The following is a 16239-nucleotide window of genomic DNA, read 5'->3' as shown; positions in this document are numbered from 1 at the left end:
AAAATATGAGACTAGCCTGCAAAGCCCATCCCAGACTCAAGTTATGGAGTAACCTATGACATCCGCTTTCCAATTATCCGATTTCGTTGCCGGTTTCTGGCGTATGACAGACTGGAACATGAGCCCGCAGCAGCGGTTGAGCCTAGTTCAGCACTACCTGGATCTGGGCGTGACCAGCATGGATCATGCCGACATCTATGGTCAGTACCAGTGCGAGGCCCAGTTTGGAGAAGCCCTGGCGCTGGCGCCGGCATTGCGCCAACGCATGCAGCTCATCAGCAAGTGCGGCATCAAGCCAGCATTCGACTGTCACCCGGAACGCTACATCAACCATTACGACACCAGCGCCCGGCATATCATAGAGAGTGTCGAGCAGTCGTTAACCCGCCTGGGCACCGACTATCTGGATCTGTTGTTGATCCACAGGCCGGATCCCCTGATGGACGCCGACGAGGTGGCACTGGCCTTCGACCGGCTCAGGCAAACGGGTAAGGTGCTGCATTTCGGCGTCTCCAACTTCGGCCCGGCGCAGTTCCAGTTACTGCAGTCCCGCTTGAGCACGCCTCTGGTCACCAACCAGCTGGAGATCTCCCCGCAACGACTCACCAGCCTGCATGACGGTAGCCTGGATCTCTGTCAACAACAGAGAATTTCCCCCATGGCCTGGTCGAGCCTGGGCGGCGGCAACATTTTTACCGGCACGGATGAGCAGTCACAGCGGCTGCGTCAGACACTGGCCCGGATAACAGCCGAGGTCGGGGCCCAGGACATGAGTCAGGTGATCTACGCCTGGGTGCGTATGCTGCCGAGCCGGCCTGTGCCCATCATAGGCTCGGGCAATATGGCCAGGATAGGCGCCGCGGTGGCATCGACCAGGATAGAGTTGGATCGTCAACAGTGGTTCAGCATCTGGCAGGCTTCGACCGGCCATAGCGTGCCTTAGTGCTTAGTCATGCTGAGTCCTGCTGATTCCTGCTGAGTCATGGACAGGCTCGATGACCGGCCAGGAAGATTATCCCCGGCAACAAAAAAGGCGCCCCATGGGCGCCTTTCGCTTATTAGCCTCAGCCTGTTCCGGGTCACATCAGGGTCAGCTCACCGCTCAGATGCGGGCGCCGGCCTTTCTGATCCCTGAGTTCGAACCTGAGGTGATCCGCCTGGGTTTCACTGGCGAAGGTCACTTCACCCGGCATGAACAGCGGCAGCTTGAACACTACATCTATGGTGAAGGGGCGCTCGCCTATCTGTGGCATCAACTCGGCGACGCAACGTCCCTTGGACCACATGCCATGGGCCAGAACGCGATCGAAACCAAAACGTTTCGACAACACAGGATGCAGATGGATCAGGTTATAGTCGCCCGAAGCCTTGGCATAACGGCGGCCCAAGTCTTCACTCAGACACCAATTTTGGGGATTATCCCAGGCCATGTCGCTCGCCTTGGGCGGCCGTGCCCGACGACCGCTGTCGATGCGATACAGATAGGTCGACAGGGAATGCCATACCAGCTCACCGTCGACCAAGGCCTTGGACACCAGCTCAAATTCCAGGCCGGAATCCGTCATTGTGCTGCCGGTGAGGCTGCATTCGAGTTCGAAGACTTCATCGACCCTGAGCGGTCGCAGCACACTTATGCTGTTTTTCAGGTGCAGCATGCCCAGCAGCGGAAAGGTAATGGCTTCATGGGTAAAGATCTGCGCATGCAGGCGAAACGCCATCACATAGAGATAGGTCGGCGGCAATGTCCGGCCATCGAAGCTGAAATTACAGACGTCGGCATACTGGCTTACCTTAGCCACGGATAGGCGTACGTCCCGGGCACTGACCTGAATTTGGGGTAAGGCTTGCTGGTCCCAGCCTGGCTTGCGGCCAAAAAAAATCTTGCGATAAAGAGAAAATAGCGAGGGCATCGCCTTCAATTCAACACAATACTCGTTCTTCAAGTCGATATACCTTCTAATTAACTTAAACTGACCGGCGGCACTGATTTCAACCATGAATAACATTAGCCCAGACCTGGGCCTGGCACAGAAATATTCAATATAAACCAACACCTATTAGCGTCAGACACTGTATCCAGGAAGGCATTCCAATGCTGCTCGATCCTGTATAAACGGGCGCCAGTATAACTCAGACCCGACTGGGCTGTGTATCCTTAACTTAGCGCCAAAGACCAAACCCTTTTGAAACAGTGAGTTAGAAGCAAACTCCAGCGACTGTGCGCGCCGGATGCGCAAAACGCTTCGCTGTGGCACACTAGCGGCTCACTCACTCCGGTAACAGCACAGTGCAAGACAAGAACTTCGACAAACTCGCGCAAAAATTTGCGAAAAACATCTATGGCACCCCCAAGGGCGAGATACGCGCCGCCGTGCTATGGCGGGATCTGCAACCCGCACTCGCCGCCTTGGGCGACAGAAAACTCAGGATACTCGATGCCGGCGGCGGCTTCGGCTTCTTCAGCCAGAAGTTGGCGGCTTTGGGGCACCAAGTGGTGCTCTGTGATATTTCGGCGGCCATGCTGGCCCAGGCCAGGCAGCAGATAGACGCCGCCGCCATGCCACTGGATATTCGTCTGCTCCATGCCCCGATCCAGGCCTTATCCCTGGCCGAGCATGGTCGGTTCGATCTCATCCTCTGTCATGCGGTGGCGGAATGGCTGAGCGACGCCAGGCAGACGCTGACGGACTTGCTCACCCTGCTCGCCCCCGGCGGCTTATTCTCGCTGATGTTTTACAACAAGGAAGCCATGCGGTTCCACAATCTGGTGTCGGGCAATTTCGACTATGTCGAGCAGGATTTCAAGGTCAAGAAGAAGGTAGGTTTGACGCCGCCCCATCCCCTGTATATCCAACAGGTACGCGCCTGGTTTGACGCCTGGCGGCTCACCCTGGAGTGCCAATCCGGGGTCAGGGTGATACACGATTATCTGAAACACCAGCAGCCACACAATTTCAGCCAGCAGAAGCTGCTGCAGATGGAGCTGCAATACTCACAACAGGAGCCCTACCTCTCCCTCGGACGTTATGTGCATTTCATCGGCCATAAGCAAGCTTAGCCTCCCGCGAGGGCGGCTGGCTCAGTCGCAATTGCCGCTCCAGCAGGAGGTCAATTCGGCCCCGGCGGCGGTCAATTGCTTGACCAGGCTCTTTTGGCCGACCAGATGGCCGGCACCGACGACGATAAACAAGGGTTCCGGGCTCGACTGGGCGCTCATCAAGCGGCGTATCTTATCTGCCATGCCCAGGTTGCGGCGCCACAGCAGCGCCTCGACCAGCTCGGCTTCCCCCTTGTCGAGCAGCTGTTGTTCCATCAAGCGGGCGATCTGGGCCTCGTCGCCACTGCGCCAGGCGTCTATCAGGGCCAACACCTCGGCATCCGAGGCACTCACTGCGTCCCTGACCATGGACCATTGGGCCTCTTGGCTGAGGGACGCCAGCAACCCCAGCTGAAACCCTATCGTCTCGAGTTCGAATACCTGTCTTGGCGCATTCCTGGCCAGCAGGTAGGTGTCTATTCCCTTGTCGGCACTGTAGCCCATGCTGGCATAGCGGTACAGACTCAGCTGCAATGACTGTAACCAGGGGGCATAGGCCTGCAGGCTCTGACATAGGCGGCCGCGGTTGGCACAATAGGACTGCATCAAGACCCGGGTCTCCTCGTCCATCTCCCCGGTGGCGGCGCCATATTTCTGGATCAGGGCGGCGCCGTCGGCCTTGGTGACATCGACTTCGACCACCAACCCGGCGGCCCCGGCAAATTTGGCCTCAATCTGAGGTGCCAAAGGATAGAAATCCTCACGGCCGACGTGGATAGATCCCAGCAGATACGCCGTCTTCCCCTGGTAGTGGATGCGAAAGAAGGGCGGCGTATCCGAGACGGCGGCCACAGCGGCCTGACTCAAACACAACAACCAGAGTAAATTCATGGCCATTATCTGCCGCCATCGACTTGTTGCCATCTTCCTTGCCTCCTATAATCCCTACAAATTTTAACTGAGACGCCGTTATGCCACACACTAAGGTCATAGAGCAACTGAAAGAAAATCTGCAGCTCGCCTATCGCCAGGCACTGGATGCCGATGCCAGGCTGGATGAATTGAAAAAAGCCGGTCACGCCAAGTTCAGCACCATCTTCACTCGGGAACAAGGCTTCGAGGCGCAAGGCAACCGCTTCCTGGTGTATGTCCAAGAGTTGGCCGAGGAGCTGGACACCCTGCAGCAAGCGGACAAGCTCTCGGCCACGGCCATCACCCATTTCGTACATAAGCTAGGCACCCTGCTGCAGACCCTGCAGGCCTTCAAACAGAATGCCCGTTAATCCCCAGGTATAGGCCGCACCGGGGCGGACGCCCGAGTCCGACCCGGCACAGAGGCGTCGTCCCCTGGTCGCAACCGTATGTCATATTGCTGTCATATCAACGTCATAGACTCCCGTCATACACCCAGCGGGAATAGCATGATGACGGCCATAGATCTAGCCAACGAACTCGACAAGATAATCACCAAGGGCGCGGTAAACGTCTTGTTTCAGCCTATTTTCAACATTGTCGAACGCAAGATCCATGGCTTCGAGGCCCTGAGCCGGGGACCCGAGCATAGTCCTCTCTTCTCGCCCGTGCCCCTGTTTCAGACTGCAGCCCATGAAGGCAAGCTCAGCGAACTCGAGACCCTATGCCGGCGACTGTCGCTGGAGCAGTTCAAGCTCAGGCAGCTCAACGGCAAGTTATTCATCAATATTTCACCCAAGGCGCTGCTGGATCCGGATCATCCCAAGGGCATGACGCTGCAGTTGCTGCAACAATTGGGCATACCCGCTTCCCAGGTGGTGATCGAATTATCCGAACAGTACCCGGCCGACGACATAGATCTGCTCAAGTCCTGCCTGAATCATTACCGTAATCAGGGCTTCCTCACCGCCATCGACGATCTCGGCGCCGGCTATTCCGGGCTCAGGCTCTGGTCCGAACTGGCACCCGACTATGTCAAGATCGACCGCCACTTCATCCAACAGATAGACACCAGCCCGGTCAAGCAGGAATTTGTTCGCTCCATAGTGGAGCTATGCCAGAGCCTGACCTGCAAGGTCATAGCCGAAGGGATAGAGACGGCGGCAGAATTGGCCGTGCTGACCCAGCTGGGGATCACCTATTGCCAGGGCTATTTGCTCGGCCGCCCGGAACAGGCGCCGCGGCGCAACATGCGCGCCAGTTTGACAGGTGGCCACCCCCAGATGTTGCCAAGGTACGGTGAGTCGGCCGAGAGCCTATGTTGCAACGCCACCACTGCACCACCGGACACCAAACTCAAGTACCTGAGTGACAAGTTTATTTCCCAGCCGGCACTGCAGGCCATAGTGGTCTACGATGGGGTTGCCCCCCAGGGAATATTGACCCGTGCCAGTCTGCTGGAGCTCTTCAGCACCCCCTATGGCAGGGCATTGCATGAGAATCATGCCGTTGCCGAGGTCATGGATCGTCAGGTGTTGCAGCTGGAGTCGAATGAACCCCTGTCCAGCGTCAGCCAGCTGCTGACCTCGGACAACGAACATACGGTGGCGCAACAGTTTATCATTCTGCGTAAGGGACAGTTGCTCGGCATAGGCCACACCAAAGATCTGCTGCAACGCATTACCGAATACAGGATAAAGATGGCCCGCCATGCCAACCCGCTGACGGATCTGCCGGGCAATGTCCCTATCCAGGAAGAATTGAAACGCCTCAAATTGCAACAGCGGCCCTTCTATCTGGCCTATTTCGACCTCTGCAATTTCAAGCCTTACAACGATATCTATGGTTTCTGTCGCGGCGACGAAGTGATCTGTGAAGTGGCCAACCTGCTCACCAAGTATCAGACAGACACCAGCTTCATCGGCCATGTGGGCGGGGACGATTTTGTGCTCATCGGCAGCTGCGACGACATAATACGCCAGAGCAAACAGATCTTGGCCGATTTCGAGGCACAGAAGTCTATCTTCTATAGCCAGGCCCATTGGCTGGAACAGAAGATGTTGGCCGATGACAGGCAGGGGAACCCCTGTCATCACCCCTTGATCAGCCTATGTGTCGGCATCCTGACCCCGGCACAGACGTACCAGAGCAACGAACATGAACTATCGACCCTGAGCGCCAGGGCCAAGAAGCAGGCAAAACACACTCGGGGTGGGTTCTACCTGCTCGAAGAGACACTGGATCGAATCGCCTGAACGCCACGGACTCCTGGTTTAAGCTCTTGATTTAAGCTCTTTTAAGAGCCTGGCTTGAGGGTCTTGTCCAACCAATCGTTCAACATCTTGGTCTCGTACATATAAGGCTTGTTGCTGATATTGGGCATGGAGTCCATGAAGCCCAAATCGGTCAGCTTCTCATCGCCGGCCATGATCACCTGTTCCCCTTCGAGTATCTGGTAGCTGAAACTCATACGTGGCGGATAGACGGGTTTCACCACGCGGATATCGTTCGGGGTCGCACCGAAGGTGGGGCGCATGTCACCGGCCAAGTCCAGATTCGTCACCGTCATCCGCAGCTGCTGTCCCGGCTTGAGCAACTTGGACGCTTCCTTATTCAGGTTACGGGTCAGGGTCTCGAACAGCTGCCGTTCATAACGCGACTTTTTCATGTTGGCGCTTCTGATATCTGTATAGTCCTTGGGATTCTGCCAGGTGATGCTCACCACCCCGTCCTCGGTAACCGGATTCTCGGGCATGGCATCACCCGCGGTCGCAGCGCCTGTGACCAATAGACCGCCAATGAGCAACAACTTAAATTGGTTTGTAGCTTTCATCTCGTACTCCTGGGTTCAATGTTGTTTGCCTTACTCCCGTGTACAAAATTTAACCCTATTCAAGCCGGGATGCAAAATTAAATTGCCGAAAAAGCCTCGGAGTAACCAATTGTTTCAAATGATATAATTAATATACATTTGCTTACCTTGGCCTTAACTCTTGTATCTGTTCGTATCCCTGAAATCCTCAACACCCGGGCCTCGCAGCCCAGCCCCGGCTTAAAGCTAAGCCGATGATAACCAAGGTCTAGAAGGGGAACCTGGCCGCCAGCCCAGGGTAATGGCTCTTGAGCTCTTTCTTCTTGGTGCTGAACTTTTTCCCCGCCGGGGTGGCCTTGCCCGAGGGGACGAAGGGCAATTCCCTGCCTGTCCTGTCCTCGTAGAGTTTGCCTGCGATGAGATCATATTCATCGACGAAGGGATAGGGATAGCCATCCTTCAGCGGCCACAGAGGCAATTGTGCCAAGCAATCGGGCGCGTCTATCGCCTTCTGGAACCAGTCCTGGCCCAGTGAAATCAAGAAGCTCCTGAATTCGGCGAAGGCATATTCGGAATCGCAGCCGGTGATCACATAGGCCGCGCCCCACAGCGACCAGAGGTAGCTCTGGCGCATCTTCTGACCGAAGAGCTTATCGAATGCCCTGAGCGCCTCATCATCCAACGGTGCCAAGCGCGCCGTCAGCGTCGCCGCCAATGATTCCTGATCCTGATCGTCGTTACTGCGGGTCACCAGCGCCCAAAATTCTGTTTCTGTCATAATCCTTGCCGAGCGCCCTGCGCTGTCAGTTAAAACCCAGGTTATTTTACACCATTGGCGCGTCTATGCTGGACTCGGATCGGCGCTTTTTCTACACTTGGGCCACTTCGTCATTAAGGTTGCCCCATGATCTCAGTCCCTGCTCGCCTCGCACTCCTCATGTTCCTGTATTGCCTCCTCACCGCCGGCGCACTCTGGCGAGCCCTGGGCACAGGGGCCCTGGATGCCTTTACCCTGGGAGTGGTTCCTGTGCTGCTGGGACTGATACTGCGTCAATCCTGGGCCTGCATGGCGCTACGCCTCTATATCGGCATTCAGACCCTGGGCTGCGCCGCATTGGGCATCACGGCCATCATAGCCTACCGCATCACCCCGGAAGATGTCAGGGTCGTGGTCCAGGGGCAGGAGTTGCCCATTCCTGCGGTCGTCATAGGCCTGATGGCCCTGCTCGGCTTCCAGTATTGGGTCGCCTTCTCCGCCAACACCCGCAATTATCTCGCCAGGCACTAGTATCAGCGCATTTATCTTGCTGAATTATCGGATAAAAGGTACTTTAGCGTCCTGCACCAGCCCATGAGAGCCTAATCCTGTATGAGCCACTTATCTCCAAGCGAATTGTCACTCTTGTTGGTTGAACCTTCGGAAACCCAGAAAAAAATCATCATGGGCCGGCTGCAGCAGGAAGGCATTCGGAGCATACAGACGGCCGGCAAGCTGAGTGAAGCCAAGGAGATAATCACCCGCCATAAGCCGGATCTTATCGCCAGCGCCCTGCATTTCGAGGATGGCAGCGCCCTGGAGCTGCTGCAACATATCAAGGCGGATCCAGGCTCCAAGGATATCCAATTCATGCTGGTGTCGAGCGAATGCCGCCGGGAACAATTGGAGATCTTCCGTCAGTCTGGCGTGGTGGCCATACTGCCTAAACCCTTCAGTTCCGAGCACTTGGGTAAGGCGCTCAATGCCACCATAGATCTCCTCAGCCATGACGAGTTGGATCTGAGTCATTTCGATGTCCAGGATCTGCGGGTATTGATCGTCGACGACAGCCCCCTGGCCCGCAAGGTGATAGGTCGCACCATAGCCAACCTGGGGATCAAGCAGATCTGCGAGGCCGACGATGGTGCCCAGGCGATCGCGCTGCTGCAACACCAGATGTTCGACCTGGTGATCACGGATTACAACATGCCCAGTGTCGACGGTCTGGCGCTGACCCGCTATATACGTACCCAGAGCAACCAGTCGCACATTCCCATTCTCATGGTGTCGTCCGAGGCCAAGGATACACATCTGAGCAATGTCGAACAGGCCGGCGTCAATGCCTTATGTGATAAGCCGTTCGAACCCAGGCTGGTCAAACAACTCCTGTTCCAACTGCTGGAAGATTGACCCCAATAACAGGATATGCATCTAAAAAGCATCAGAATTTGATTTAACAAGGGATTATCTGGCGCTAAAGCCCTTTTCAAGCGCCGCGCCTTGTGGCATGTTAGGCGAGTTTACTAAAAACAAATCTACGGAAAGAAGAGACTCTTAACATGAACAAAACTGAACTTATCGCCAAAATTGCTGAAAACGCAGAACTGACCAAAGCAGAAGCGGCCCGTGCCCTGAAATCATTCGAGCAAGCCATCACCGACTCTATGAAGAACGGTGAAAAAATCTCTATCGTGGGTTTTGGCTCTTTCGAAACCAGCACTCGCGCTGCACGCACCGGCCGTAATCCTCAGACGGGTCAAGAAATTCAAATTGCGGCAGCCAATGTGCCAAAATTCAAAGCCGGCAAGACGTTACGTGACAGCGTAAACTAATTCCTCGCCAGGCATTAAAGAAACCTCCCGTGGGAGGTTTTTTTGTTTCCGCTCTCAGGCTGAGCCTGGCTCGGCTGCACAATAAACGTGCACCTCTGCCCCACAGGCAGGCATACCCGGACTCACGCCGAACCAGTCCAAGATTATCCAATTGTTTTTTAAACAAATCTCATAGTGGCACGTGATTAGCAACCCTCAATTCAGAAAAACATCTTCACCGCAGCACGCCTCGGGGCGCGTCCGGTGAAAACATAACTGAAAGGGGATGAGCATGAAAAAATCACTGTATCGCGGCCTACTACTCGGCACAGGCATGATCCTGAGCGGCAACGCCCTGGCAGGCGTGTCCGGCAACATAGGCGTCACCTCCAACTACCTATGGCGCGGCACCAGCCAGACCCAGGACGCAGTCGCAGTTCAGGGTGGCTTGGATTACAGTCATGATTCCGGGCTCTATGTCGGCTCCTGGGTATCGAGCGTCGACTTCGGGGATGACACCAGCTATGAACTGGACTTGTATGGGGGTTATGCCGGCAGTCTGGGGGAAGATATTGGCTATGACCTGGGTTACCTCTATTACGCCTATCCGGATGCCAATGGCAACATAGACCTGCATGAGCTGTATGGCAGCCTCAGCTGGAAATGGTTCGAGATCGGCTATTCCCACCTCATAGATGCCGGCGATGATGTCGCCGCCGAGCCACTGGACAAGAAAGATCTCAGCTACCTGCATGCCACAGTCACTGTGCCCCTGTCCGACAGCCTGAGTCTGGCGGCCCACTACGGTTACTCCAGTGGCGATGTGGTCGAGAGCTGGTTCGGGGAAGACAACTACGCCGACTACAGCCTGACCCTGAGCGCAGAGACCCAAATGGGCACTGTGTCTTTCAAGCTGGCGGATACGGATCTGGCTGGCGACGATGCCAAGGTCGTCCTGGGCTACTCCTACAGCTTCGATCTGTAATCCAGGTCCCAGTCACAGAATAAAAGTCACAGACTAAAAGCCACAGAATAAAAGTCACACACTGAACGCCACACACGCCACCTTAGGGTGGCCTTGTGTTTCAGGCAATGACGGGGCTATTCGCCTTGCGGGCGGCCACCATCTTCTCTATATATTCCACTATCGGCTCCGCCAGCTGGATCCCTGTCGTGGTTTCTATGCCTTCGATACCAGGGGCGGAATTGACCTCGAGCACCAAAGGACCACGACTGGAACGCAAAATATCGACCCCGGCGAGCACCAGCCCCATGGCCTTCACCGCGGCCACTGCCGTCTTGCGCTCCAGTGGCGTGATGCGCACCTTTTCAGCACTGCCTCCGAGATGCAGGTTAGATCTGAAATCCCCCTCGGGTCCCTGACGCTTCATCGCGGCCACCACCTTGTCGCCGACCACGAAACAGCGGATGTCGCTGCCGTTGGACTCACGTATATATTCCTGCACCAGAATGTTGGCCTTCAGCCCAAGAAACGCCTCGATCACGCTCGTGGCGGCTTTCTTGGTCTCGGCCAATACCACACCTATCCCCTGGGTGCCTTCCAGCAGTTTGATCACCAAGGGGGCCCCGCCGACCATGGCGATCAGATCGCCAATGTCATCGGGTTTGCTGGCGAAGCCCGTCACGGGCATGCCTATGCCTTTGCGCGACAACAGCTGCAATGCCCTGAGTTTGTCCCGGGAGCGGGCGATGGATATGGAATCGTTGGCGGCATAGACCCCCATCATTTCGAACTGGCGCACCACGGCACAACCATAGAAGGTGACGCTGGCATGGATCCTGGGAATGATGGCATCGAACCCGGACAACTCCTCGCCCTCCAGATGAATGCTGGGCTTGACCGAGTTGATGTTCATGTAGCAGTTGAGGGGGTTGATGACGACAACCTCATGCCCCCGGCTCTCGCACGCCGCCACCAGACGGCGGATAGAGTACAAGTCAGGAAACTGCGACAAGATACCTATTTTCATCTTAGGTCACCAAATAATTGAGTGTAAATTTCTGGACTTAGCGGATCATTTCCCATGCTGGGAGAGAAAGCAACTTAATTAATCCAGGTTTGTTGCAAGTTCGGCTGCAGGCCGAAACCTCACGGGCATGCGGCCCAATCTTCCGCGCCCGATCTTCGGCTGCCCTGGCCATGCACAGCACCTTGGGTAAAGAATCCTTGTGTTGAATGCAAAAAAAATTTACTTGGCCGCAGGGGAAATTTTCGTTAGAAAGTGCTTAGGTTAAAAGGAGTGCTTTTTAACGAAAATGCTTAGGGTCGCCTAAGCCAATTACGACAGAGGAATTCGTTATGGCTCATATCACAGAAGTCGTGCCCGACGAGATGGAACTCGAGGCCATGGTTAGCCCCAGAAATCGCAAAGCCGCCGAAGTCATGCAACATAAACGCGCGGTCAAGCGCCGCCTGGAAGATTATCTGGAGCGCGCCGAACTCAGGCGCGCCCTGGGAGAAGATGACGACCTATTCTAGGTTGCGGCCTATGCAGGCTCAAACCTGGCTACCGGGAGAGCCCCGCGAGGACTTGTAGGCTGCGGTCTTAATCAGCAGCCATTCGGCCTTGGCCCCAAGGTAAACATAGGCGCCCAATCCCACCAGCAATCCCACCACAGCCAGCATCATCCAGATCGCCGGCTCAACATATTGCTTCTCTCCCAGGGAGGCCTTGAACATGGTCAGCAGCGCCTCGATGGAGATGGCAATCAGGATAGTCGCCACGAAGCGGGTAATGGTGCGCCGGGTCGAGCTGTGGCGGAAAATATCCTTATGCATCAATACCTCTTCTTCCAATATGGTCTTACCAAGATCGAAGATCGCCAAGGCCAAGGTGATGAAGATGATGATGCCGAAGGGCTGCAACGGGTCCTGATGCTCCCTGGCCGTGGTCAACAATTGGTAGATGTCGGTCAATGCCGTGGTCAGCAACAAGGCAACCAGGACAAACAAGCCCAGCACTATGGTGGCATACACCCCCTTGAATAACGGCGTGACCCTGCGCCTGGCGCTGTCCCCCATCATGAATTCGATCAGCCGGGTAAGATTGACGTCCACCACCAGGATGCCCAATTGGGCGTCCTGGCGATAAATGGCCCTGGAAGCCGAGATACACAGGCCACCCGTGGCGTGGGACAGATAGGGACGGGTGACATACCCGCCGGCTTCATCCTCCAGATTGAGGAAATAGGGGCGCTGGCTCCTGTCGGCATTGCGCCCCTGGGGGATGAGCTTGATCTTGCGATTGACCAAGGCAATATTCTGGCTCACTTGTCTCCCGTCGCTGTCGAGCAGGTAGATCAGCTCGACGAACGGATAACTGCCGGCCACATCCGCAACCGCCTTCAGATCCATCTGCCCCTCATGAAATAACTGGGGATCCCCTATGCCGGTGAGAATAGACTCCAGCAGTTCATGCACCAGAGGCTCAAACTCATGGTATCTCTCTATGACACTCAAATAACTCATCGCCGCCATCTGCCTCTCCACTATTCAATTGGCCCAAGCAGGAGACAGCATTATCGATGCCAACAAAATAATTACTATTTATCAATAGATTGACTAGGAGGTTGGCCGCAGTCATAGCTCAAGATGTCGCAGAAGCACCAAAATAGTGCAGCCTGGGCCCCCCAATGCCAGATGTTATGCCGGACGATCCGTCTCGGACACTCAGTGATTTGATAGGCAGCCCATATATTTACCGTTATTATTAGGCCTAACCCCTTGCTGTGCCTGCAGGAATGCCGCCTATGTCGGAATCATTAGTCCAGTACCAAGAAGATTTACGTCGCTTTTCCGACGAATTGATACGTTTACAAACCCCGATTAAGATCCTCGATGCCATCAAGTGGCCAAGGGAAATGGAAGACAGATTCCTGGCAAGCAAGGGCAGCCGGCTGCCCAAGATAGGCCCAGACTTCTATCAAAGGCTCGCCCTGCCCTTCGACAGCCGCAAGACCCAGGCCGAACTTATCTCCCTGAAACAGGATATCCGCCGCCGGCTCGGAAAACAGGACAAATTGGGTAAGATACTGCAGGCCAACGTAGATCAATACCGTCTGGTGATCGACATGCTCAACCATAGGGGCCAGCCGGAATTTGGACAGCTCAGCCGACAACTCTATGGCAGCGCCAGCGACAAGCTGCACGGCGATCGCCATAGCCTGCGTCAGCTGGGTGATCGTCTGAGCCATATCTTCTCCCTGCCCGCCGCCCGCCACATGATCAAGCATCATCCCAAGATCATCACGGCCCCCGAAGCCGTCAGCGTGCTCAGTCAGCGACTCTTGGGCTATTTCCACAGCGATGAGATGCGGGTGCGCCTCAGCGACGGCATAGTCTCGGATGCCGCCGTCGGTGGCGATACAGTCAAACTCAACAGCAAGGCCATGTTCAGCGAATCGGATCTGAACATCTACGAAGTGCATGAAGGCTGGGTGCATGTGGGCACCACCCTCAACGGTCGTGCCCAGCCCCATGCCACCTGGCTCAGCGTCGGTTCCCCCAGGGTCGCCGCCACCCAGGAAGGCCTGGCGGTCTTGCTGGAGATGCTCACCCTGAGTTCCAACCCGGGCCGGGCACGACGCATCAGTGACAGGGTCGCCGCCGTCGACATGGCCGAACAGGGGGCCGACTTTATCCAGGTGTTTCACTATTTTCGCGACCAGAATCTCAGCGCCACCGACAGTTACAGGGTCACCCAGAGGGTCTTTCGCGGCGGCATGGTCGCAGGCGGCAGCTTCTTCACCAAAGATATTTCCTACGTGCGCGGTTATGTCGAGAACATCAACTTCATCCGCAGTGCCATCACCTCAGGGCTGCCGGAGCTGATCCCCATGTTATTCCTGGGGAAACTGGCCATCGATGACATTCCCGTGCTCTATCGTGCCTGCCGCGAGGGCATATTGACCGAACCTAAGTACCTGCCGCCCATGTTCGACAACTTCAGTGGCCTGTATGCCTGGTTTGGTTTCGCCTCGGGCTTGGCGGGCATAGATCTCAAGGGGGTGCAACGCCATTTCCAGCGGTTATTCAAAGATCTGCCCAATGTCGAGCCCATGTATGAACCTAGCGATGACACTGAGTTCGATAATACCTCGGACTGAGGCCATGATTCAGCCACGGCCGTTCCCTGAACCTGCATGGGGCTGCTGCAGACGGGCAGCGACTCGGGAACAAAAAAGGCTGCAGCGCCTCATGTGGCAGCTGCAGCCTTCTTTAACGGCTCATGACTGAGGCGTCAGGCAGTGGCGTCAGGCCGTGGTGTTCAGCGGCAGCTGTTTGCGGAAATACTCGCGAGTCAGGCCGAAGACCACAGGGCTGAGCAGCGCCAGGGCGATCAGGTTAGGAATGGCCATCATGGCATTCAGGGTGTCGGCCAGCAGCCAGACAAAATTCAGCGAACTCACGGCGCCGAGCGGCACCACCAGGGTCCACACCAACCTGAAGGGCTTAACCGCCTTGATGCCGAACAGGTATTGAACGCATTTCTCACTGTAAAAACTCCAGCCCAGCATGGTCGTGAAGGCGAAGATGGCCAGGGCAACGGCAACGATATAATTGCCGAAAGGCAAGGCATGGGAGAAGGCGAATGAGGTCAGGGCCGAGCCATTCTCACCCGAGGTCCAGGCACCCGAGACCACGATAGCCAGCCCTGTGATGGAGCAGACCACTATGGTGTCGATGAAGGTTCCCAGCATGGCGACCAAACCCTGGGCGACAGGATTATTGGTCTGAGCCGCGGCGTGAGCGATAGGCGCACTGCCAAGGCCGGCCTCGTTGGAGAACACCCCGCGGGCGACACCGAAACGGATCGCTGCCCATACTGCGGCACCGGCGAACCCGCCCTGAGCCGCCACCGGATTGAAGGCGCTGTGAATGATGAGCGAGAAGGCCGCAGGCACTTGATCTATATAGGTTATCAATACCGCCAGGCCGGCGGTCACATAGAAGAGCGTCATCAGTGGCACCAGTTTACCTGCGACCACACCTATCCGCTTGATGCCGCCCATCAGCACTGCGCCCACCAGCAACATGAGGACTACCCCTGTGACCCAGGCTGGAATGGCAAAGTTGCTCTGCAGCGCCGCGGCAACCGAGTTGGCCTGTACCGTGTTGCCTATACCAAAACCCGCGACCGAGCCGAACAGGGCGAAGAGGGTGCCCAACCAGGCCCACTTCTTGCCCAGGCCATTCTTGATGTAATACATGGGGCCACCTATGTGGTTACCCTCATCGTCCACCTCACGGTATTTGACCGCCAGCACGGCCTCGGCAAACTTGGTCGCCATGCCCACCAGCGCGGTACACCACATCCAGAATAAGGCGCCGGGTCCACCCACGACGATCGCTGTGGCAACCCCGGCTATGTTGCCCGTGCCTATGGTGGCCGACAGTGCCGTCATCAAGGCATTGAAGGGGCTGATCTCCCCTTTCACCTTGGTCTCGGCGCCCGGGGTGCGACCCGACCAGAGGAGTTTAAAACCTGAGCCCAGCCTAAGGATAGGCATCAACTTCAACCCCAGAGAGAGAAACAAGCCCACCCCCAGGATCAGCACCAGCATGGGAGTCCCCCAAACGACGCCGTTAATCATACTGACAAACTCAGTAATAGCTTCCATTCAAACCTCATCAATGCCTGTTATCGTTATAGTTTTCGCGTCGGCCATCTGAGGCCAGCCACCAAACGTCGGGTCAACAGATTACAACGAATGCTTAACAATTGGAAACCCTAAGCGCGGCGTCCTGGAACCCGGCAGGCTGGCGCCCGGCACCCATACCTGCCGTCGACTCGCCCGGCCGGCAAAGGCAAGCACGCCCGGCGTCCCATCCGGAGAGCAAAAAACCGGAAAAATACAGCCCAGACAAAGTTACAGCGGCAAATGCCGC

At 56.1% G+C, this 16239-nt stretch carries 17 protein-coding genes; 10 read left to right on the top strand and 7 right to left on the bottom strand.

Translation table 11 applies throughout. The annotated features are described in order from the left end of the window. Positions 1 to 55 precede the first annotated feature (55 nt). Positions 56 to 943: an aldo/keto reductase gene (locus HC757_RS16970; RefSeq protein WP_169565579.1), complete on the top strand. Its 888-nt coding sequence runs from the start codon at positions 56 to 58 to the stop codon at positions 941 to 943. 136 nt (positions 944 to 1079) lie between these two features. Here HC757_RS16970 and HC757_RS16965 read toward each other — a convergent pair whose 3' ends face one another. Beyond that, positions 1080 to 1910: a MaoC family dehydratase gene (locus HC757_RS16965; RefSeq protein ID WP_211164476.1), complete on the bottom strand. Its 831-nt coding sequence runs from the start codon at positions 1908 to 1910 to the stop codon at positions 1080 to 1082. Positions 1911 to 2287: 377 nt separating this feature from the next. On the opposite strand from HC757_RS16965, the gene HC757_RS16960 reads away from it, so the two are divergent. After that, positions 2288 to 3058 (top strand): methyltransferase domain-containing protein, encoded by a 771-nt coding sequence (locus tag HC757_RS16960; RefSeq protein ID WP_169565578.1) that lies wholly within the window; start codon positions 2288 to 2290, stop codon positions 3056 to 3058. Between the two features lie 21 nt (positions 3059 to 3079). On the opposite strand, the gene HC757_RS16955 is transcribed toward HC757_RS16960, so the two are convergent. Continuing rightward, a complete protein-coding gene (locus HC757_RS16955; protein WP_169565577.1) occupies positions 3080 to 3961 on the bottom strand; it encodes a TraB/GumN family protein in 882 nt (293 codons plus the stop codon). A 47-nt stretch (positions 3962 to 4008) separates the two neighbouring features. On the opposite strand from HC757_RS16955, the gene HC757_RS16950 reads away from it, so the two are divergent. Further along, positions 4009 to 4320: a prephenate dehydrogenase gene (locus HC757_RS16950; RefSeq protein WP_169565576.1), complete on the top strand. Its 312-nt coding sequence runs from the start codon at positions 4009 to 4011 to the stop codon at positions 4318 to 4320. A gap of 141 nt (positions 4321 to 4461) precedes the next feature. Continuing rightward, on the top strand, positions 4462 to 6204 hold the full coding sequence (locus HC757_RS16945) for a GGDEF domain-containing protein (RefSeq protein WP_169565604.1): 1743 nt from the start codon (positions 4462 to 4464) through the stop codon (positions 6202 to 6204). Positions 6205 to 6245: 41 nt separating this feature from the next. Here HC757_RS16945 and HC757_RS16940 read toward each other — a convergent pair whose 3' ends face one another. Together HC757_RS16940 and HC757_RS16935 are read right to left on the bottom strand one after the other, a co-directional pair. After that, positions 6246 to 6782: a DUF3016 domain-containing protein gene (locus HC757_RS16940; RefSeq protein WP_169565575.1), complete on the bottom strand. Its 537-nt coding sequence runs from the start codon at positions 6780 to 6782 to the stop codon at positions 6246 to 6248. 247 nt (positions 6783 to 7029) lie between these two features. Then, a complete protein-coding gene (locus tag HC757_RS16935; RefSeq protein ID WP_169565574.1) occupies positions 7030 to 7539 on the bottom strand; it encodes a DUF4240 domain-containing protein in 510 nt (169 codons plus the stop codon). Positions 7540 to 7665: 126 nt separating this feature from the next. On the opposite strand from HC757_RS16935, the gene HC757_RS16930 reads away from it, so the two are divergent. From HC757_RS16930 to HC757_RS16915, 4 genes are all read left to right on the top strand, one after another. After that, positions 7666 to 8049 carry a hypothetical protein gene (locus HC757_RS16930; protein WP_169565573.1) on the top strand — a complete coding sequence of 128 codons (384 nt, stop codon included), beginning with the start codon at positions 7666 to 7668 and terminating at the stop codon, positions 8047 to 8049. Positions 8050 to 8130: 81 nt separating this feature from the next. Continuing rightward, positions 8131 to 8928: a response regulator gene (locus tag HC757_RS16925; RefSeq protein ID WP_169565572.1), complete on the top strand. Its 798-nt coding sequence runs from the start codon at positions 8131 to 8133 to the stop codon at positions 8926 to 8928. A gap of 149 nt (positions 8929 to 9077) precedes the next feature. Further along, positions 9078 to 9350, top strand: coding sequence for an HU family DNA-binding protein (locus tag HC757_RS16920; protein WP_169565571.1), 273 nt, complete (start codon positions 9078 to 9080; stop codon positions 9348 to 9350). Positions 9351 to 9621: 271 nt separating this feature from the next. After that, positions 9622 to 10314 (top strand): TorF family putative porin, encoded by a 693-nt coding sequence (locus HC757_RS16915; protein WP_169565570.1) that lies wholly within the window; start codon positions 9622 to 9624, stop codon positions 10312 to 10314. Positions 10315 to 10414: 100 nt separating this feature from the next. On the opposite strand, the gene rimK is transcribed toward HC757_RS16915, so the two are convergent. Continuing rightward, complete coding sequence (gene rimK, locus HC757_RS16910) at positions 10415 to 11320, bottom strand: 30S ribosomal protein S6--L-glutamate ligase (RefSeq protein WP_169565569.1); 906 nt, start codon at positions 11318 to 11320, stop codon at positions 10415 to 10417. Positions 11321 to 11649: 329 nt separating this feature from the next. On the opposite strand from rimK, the gene HC757_RS16905 reads away from it, so the two are divergent. Further along, positions 11650 to 11829, top strand: coding sequence for a PA3496 family putative envelope integrity protein (locus HC757_RS16905; protein ID WP_169565568.1), 180 nt, complete (start codon positions 11650 to 11652; stop codon positions 11827 to 11829). Between the two features lie 18 nt (positions 11830 to 11847). On the opposite strand, the gene HC757_RS16900 is transcribed toward HC757_RS16905, so the two are convergent. Beyond that, the gene (locus HC757_RS16900) at positions 11848 to 12828 is read right to left on the bottom strand and encodes a PDC sensor domain-containing protein (protein WP_169565567.1); all 981 of its coding nucleotides are present in this window, start codon (positions 12826 to 12828) and stop codon (positions 11848 to 11850) included. A gap of 272 nt (positions 12829 to 13100) precedes the next feature. On the opposite strand from HC757_RS16900, the gene HC757_RS16895 reads away from it, so the two are divergent. Beyond that, positions 13101 to 14456, top strand: a complete 1356-nt coding sequence (locus HC757_RS16895; protein ID WP_169565566.1) for a flavohemoglobin expression-modulating QEGLA motif protein — start codon at positions 13101 to 13103, stop codon at positions 14454 to 14456. Positions 14457 to 14603: 147 nt separating this feature from the next. Here HC757_RS16895 and HC757_RS16890 read toward each other — a convergent pair whose 3' ends face one another. Continuing rightward, positions 14604 to 15971 carry an alanine/glycine:cation symporter family protein gene (locus HC757_RS16890; RefSeq protein WP_169565565.1) on the bottom strand — a complete coding sequence of 456 codons (1368 nt, stop codon included), beginning with the start codon at positions 15969 to 15971 and terminating at the stop codon, positions 14604 to 14606. Positions 15972 to 16239 lie beyond the last annotated feature (268 nt).

It is taken from the genome of Shewanella salipaludis, from assembly GCF_012911865.1.
Classification (GTDB): Bacteria; Pseudomonadota; Gammaproteobacteria; order Enterobacterales; family Shewanellaceae; genus Shewanella; species Shewanella salipaludis.
Note: the sequence above shows the minus strand (reverse complement) of the source record. Positions and strands in the feature narration are given on the sequence as shown.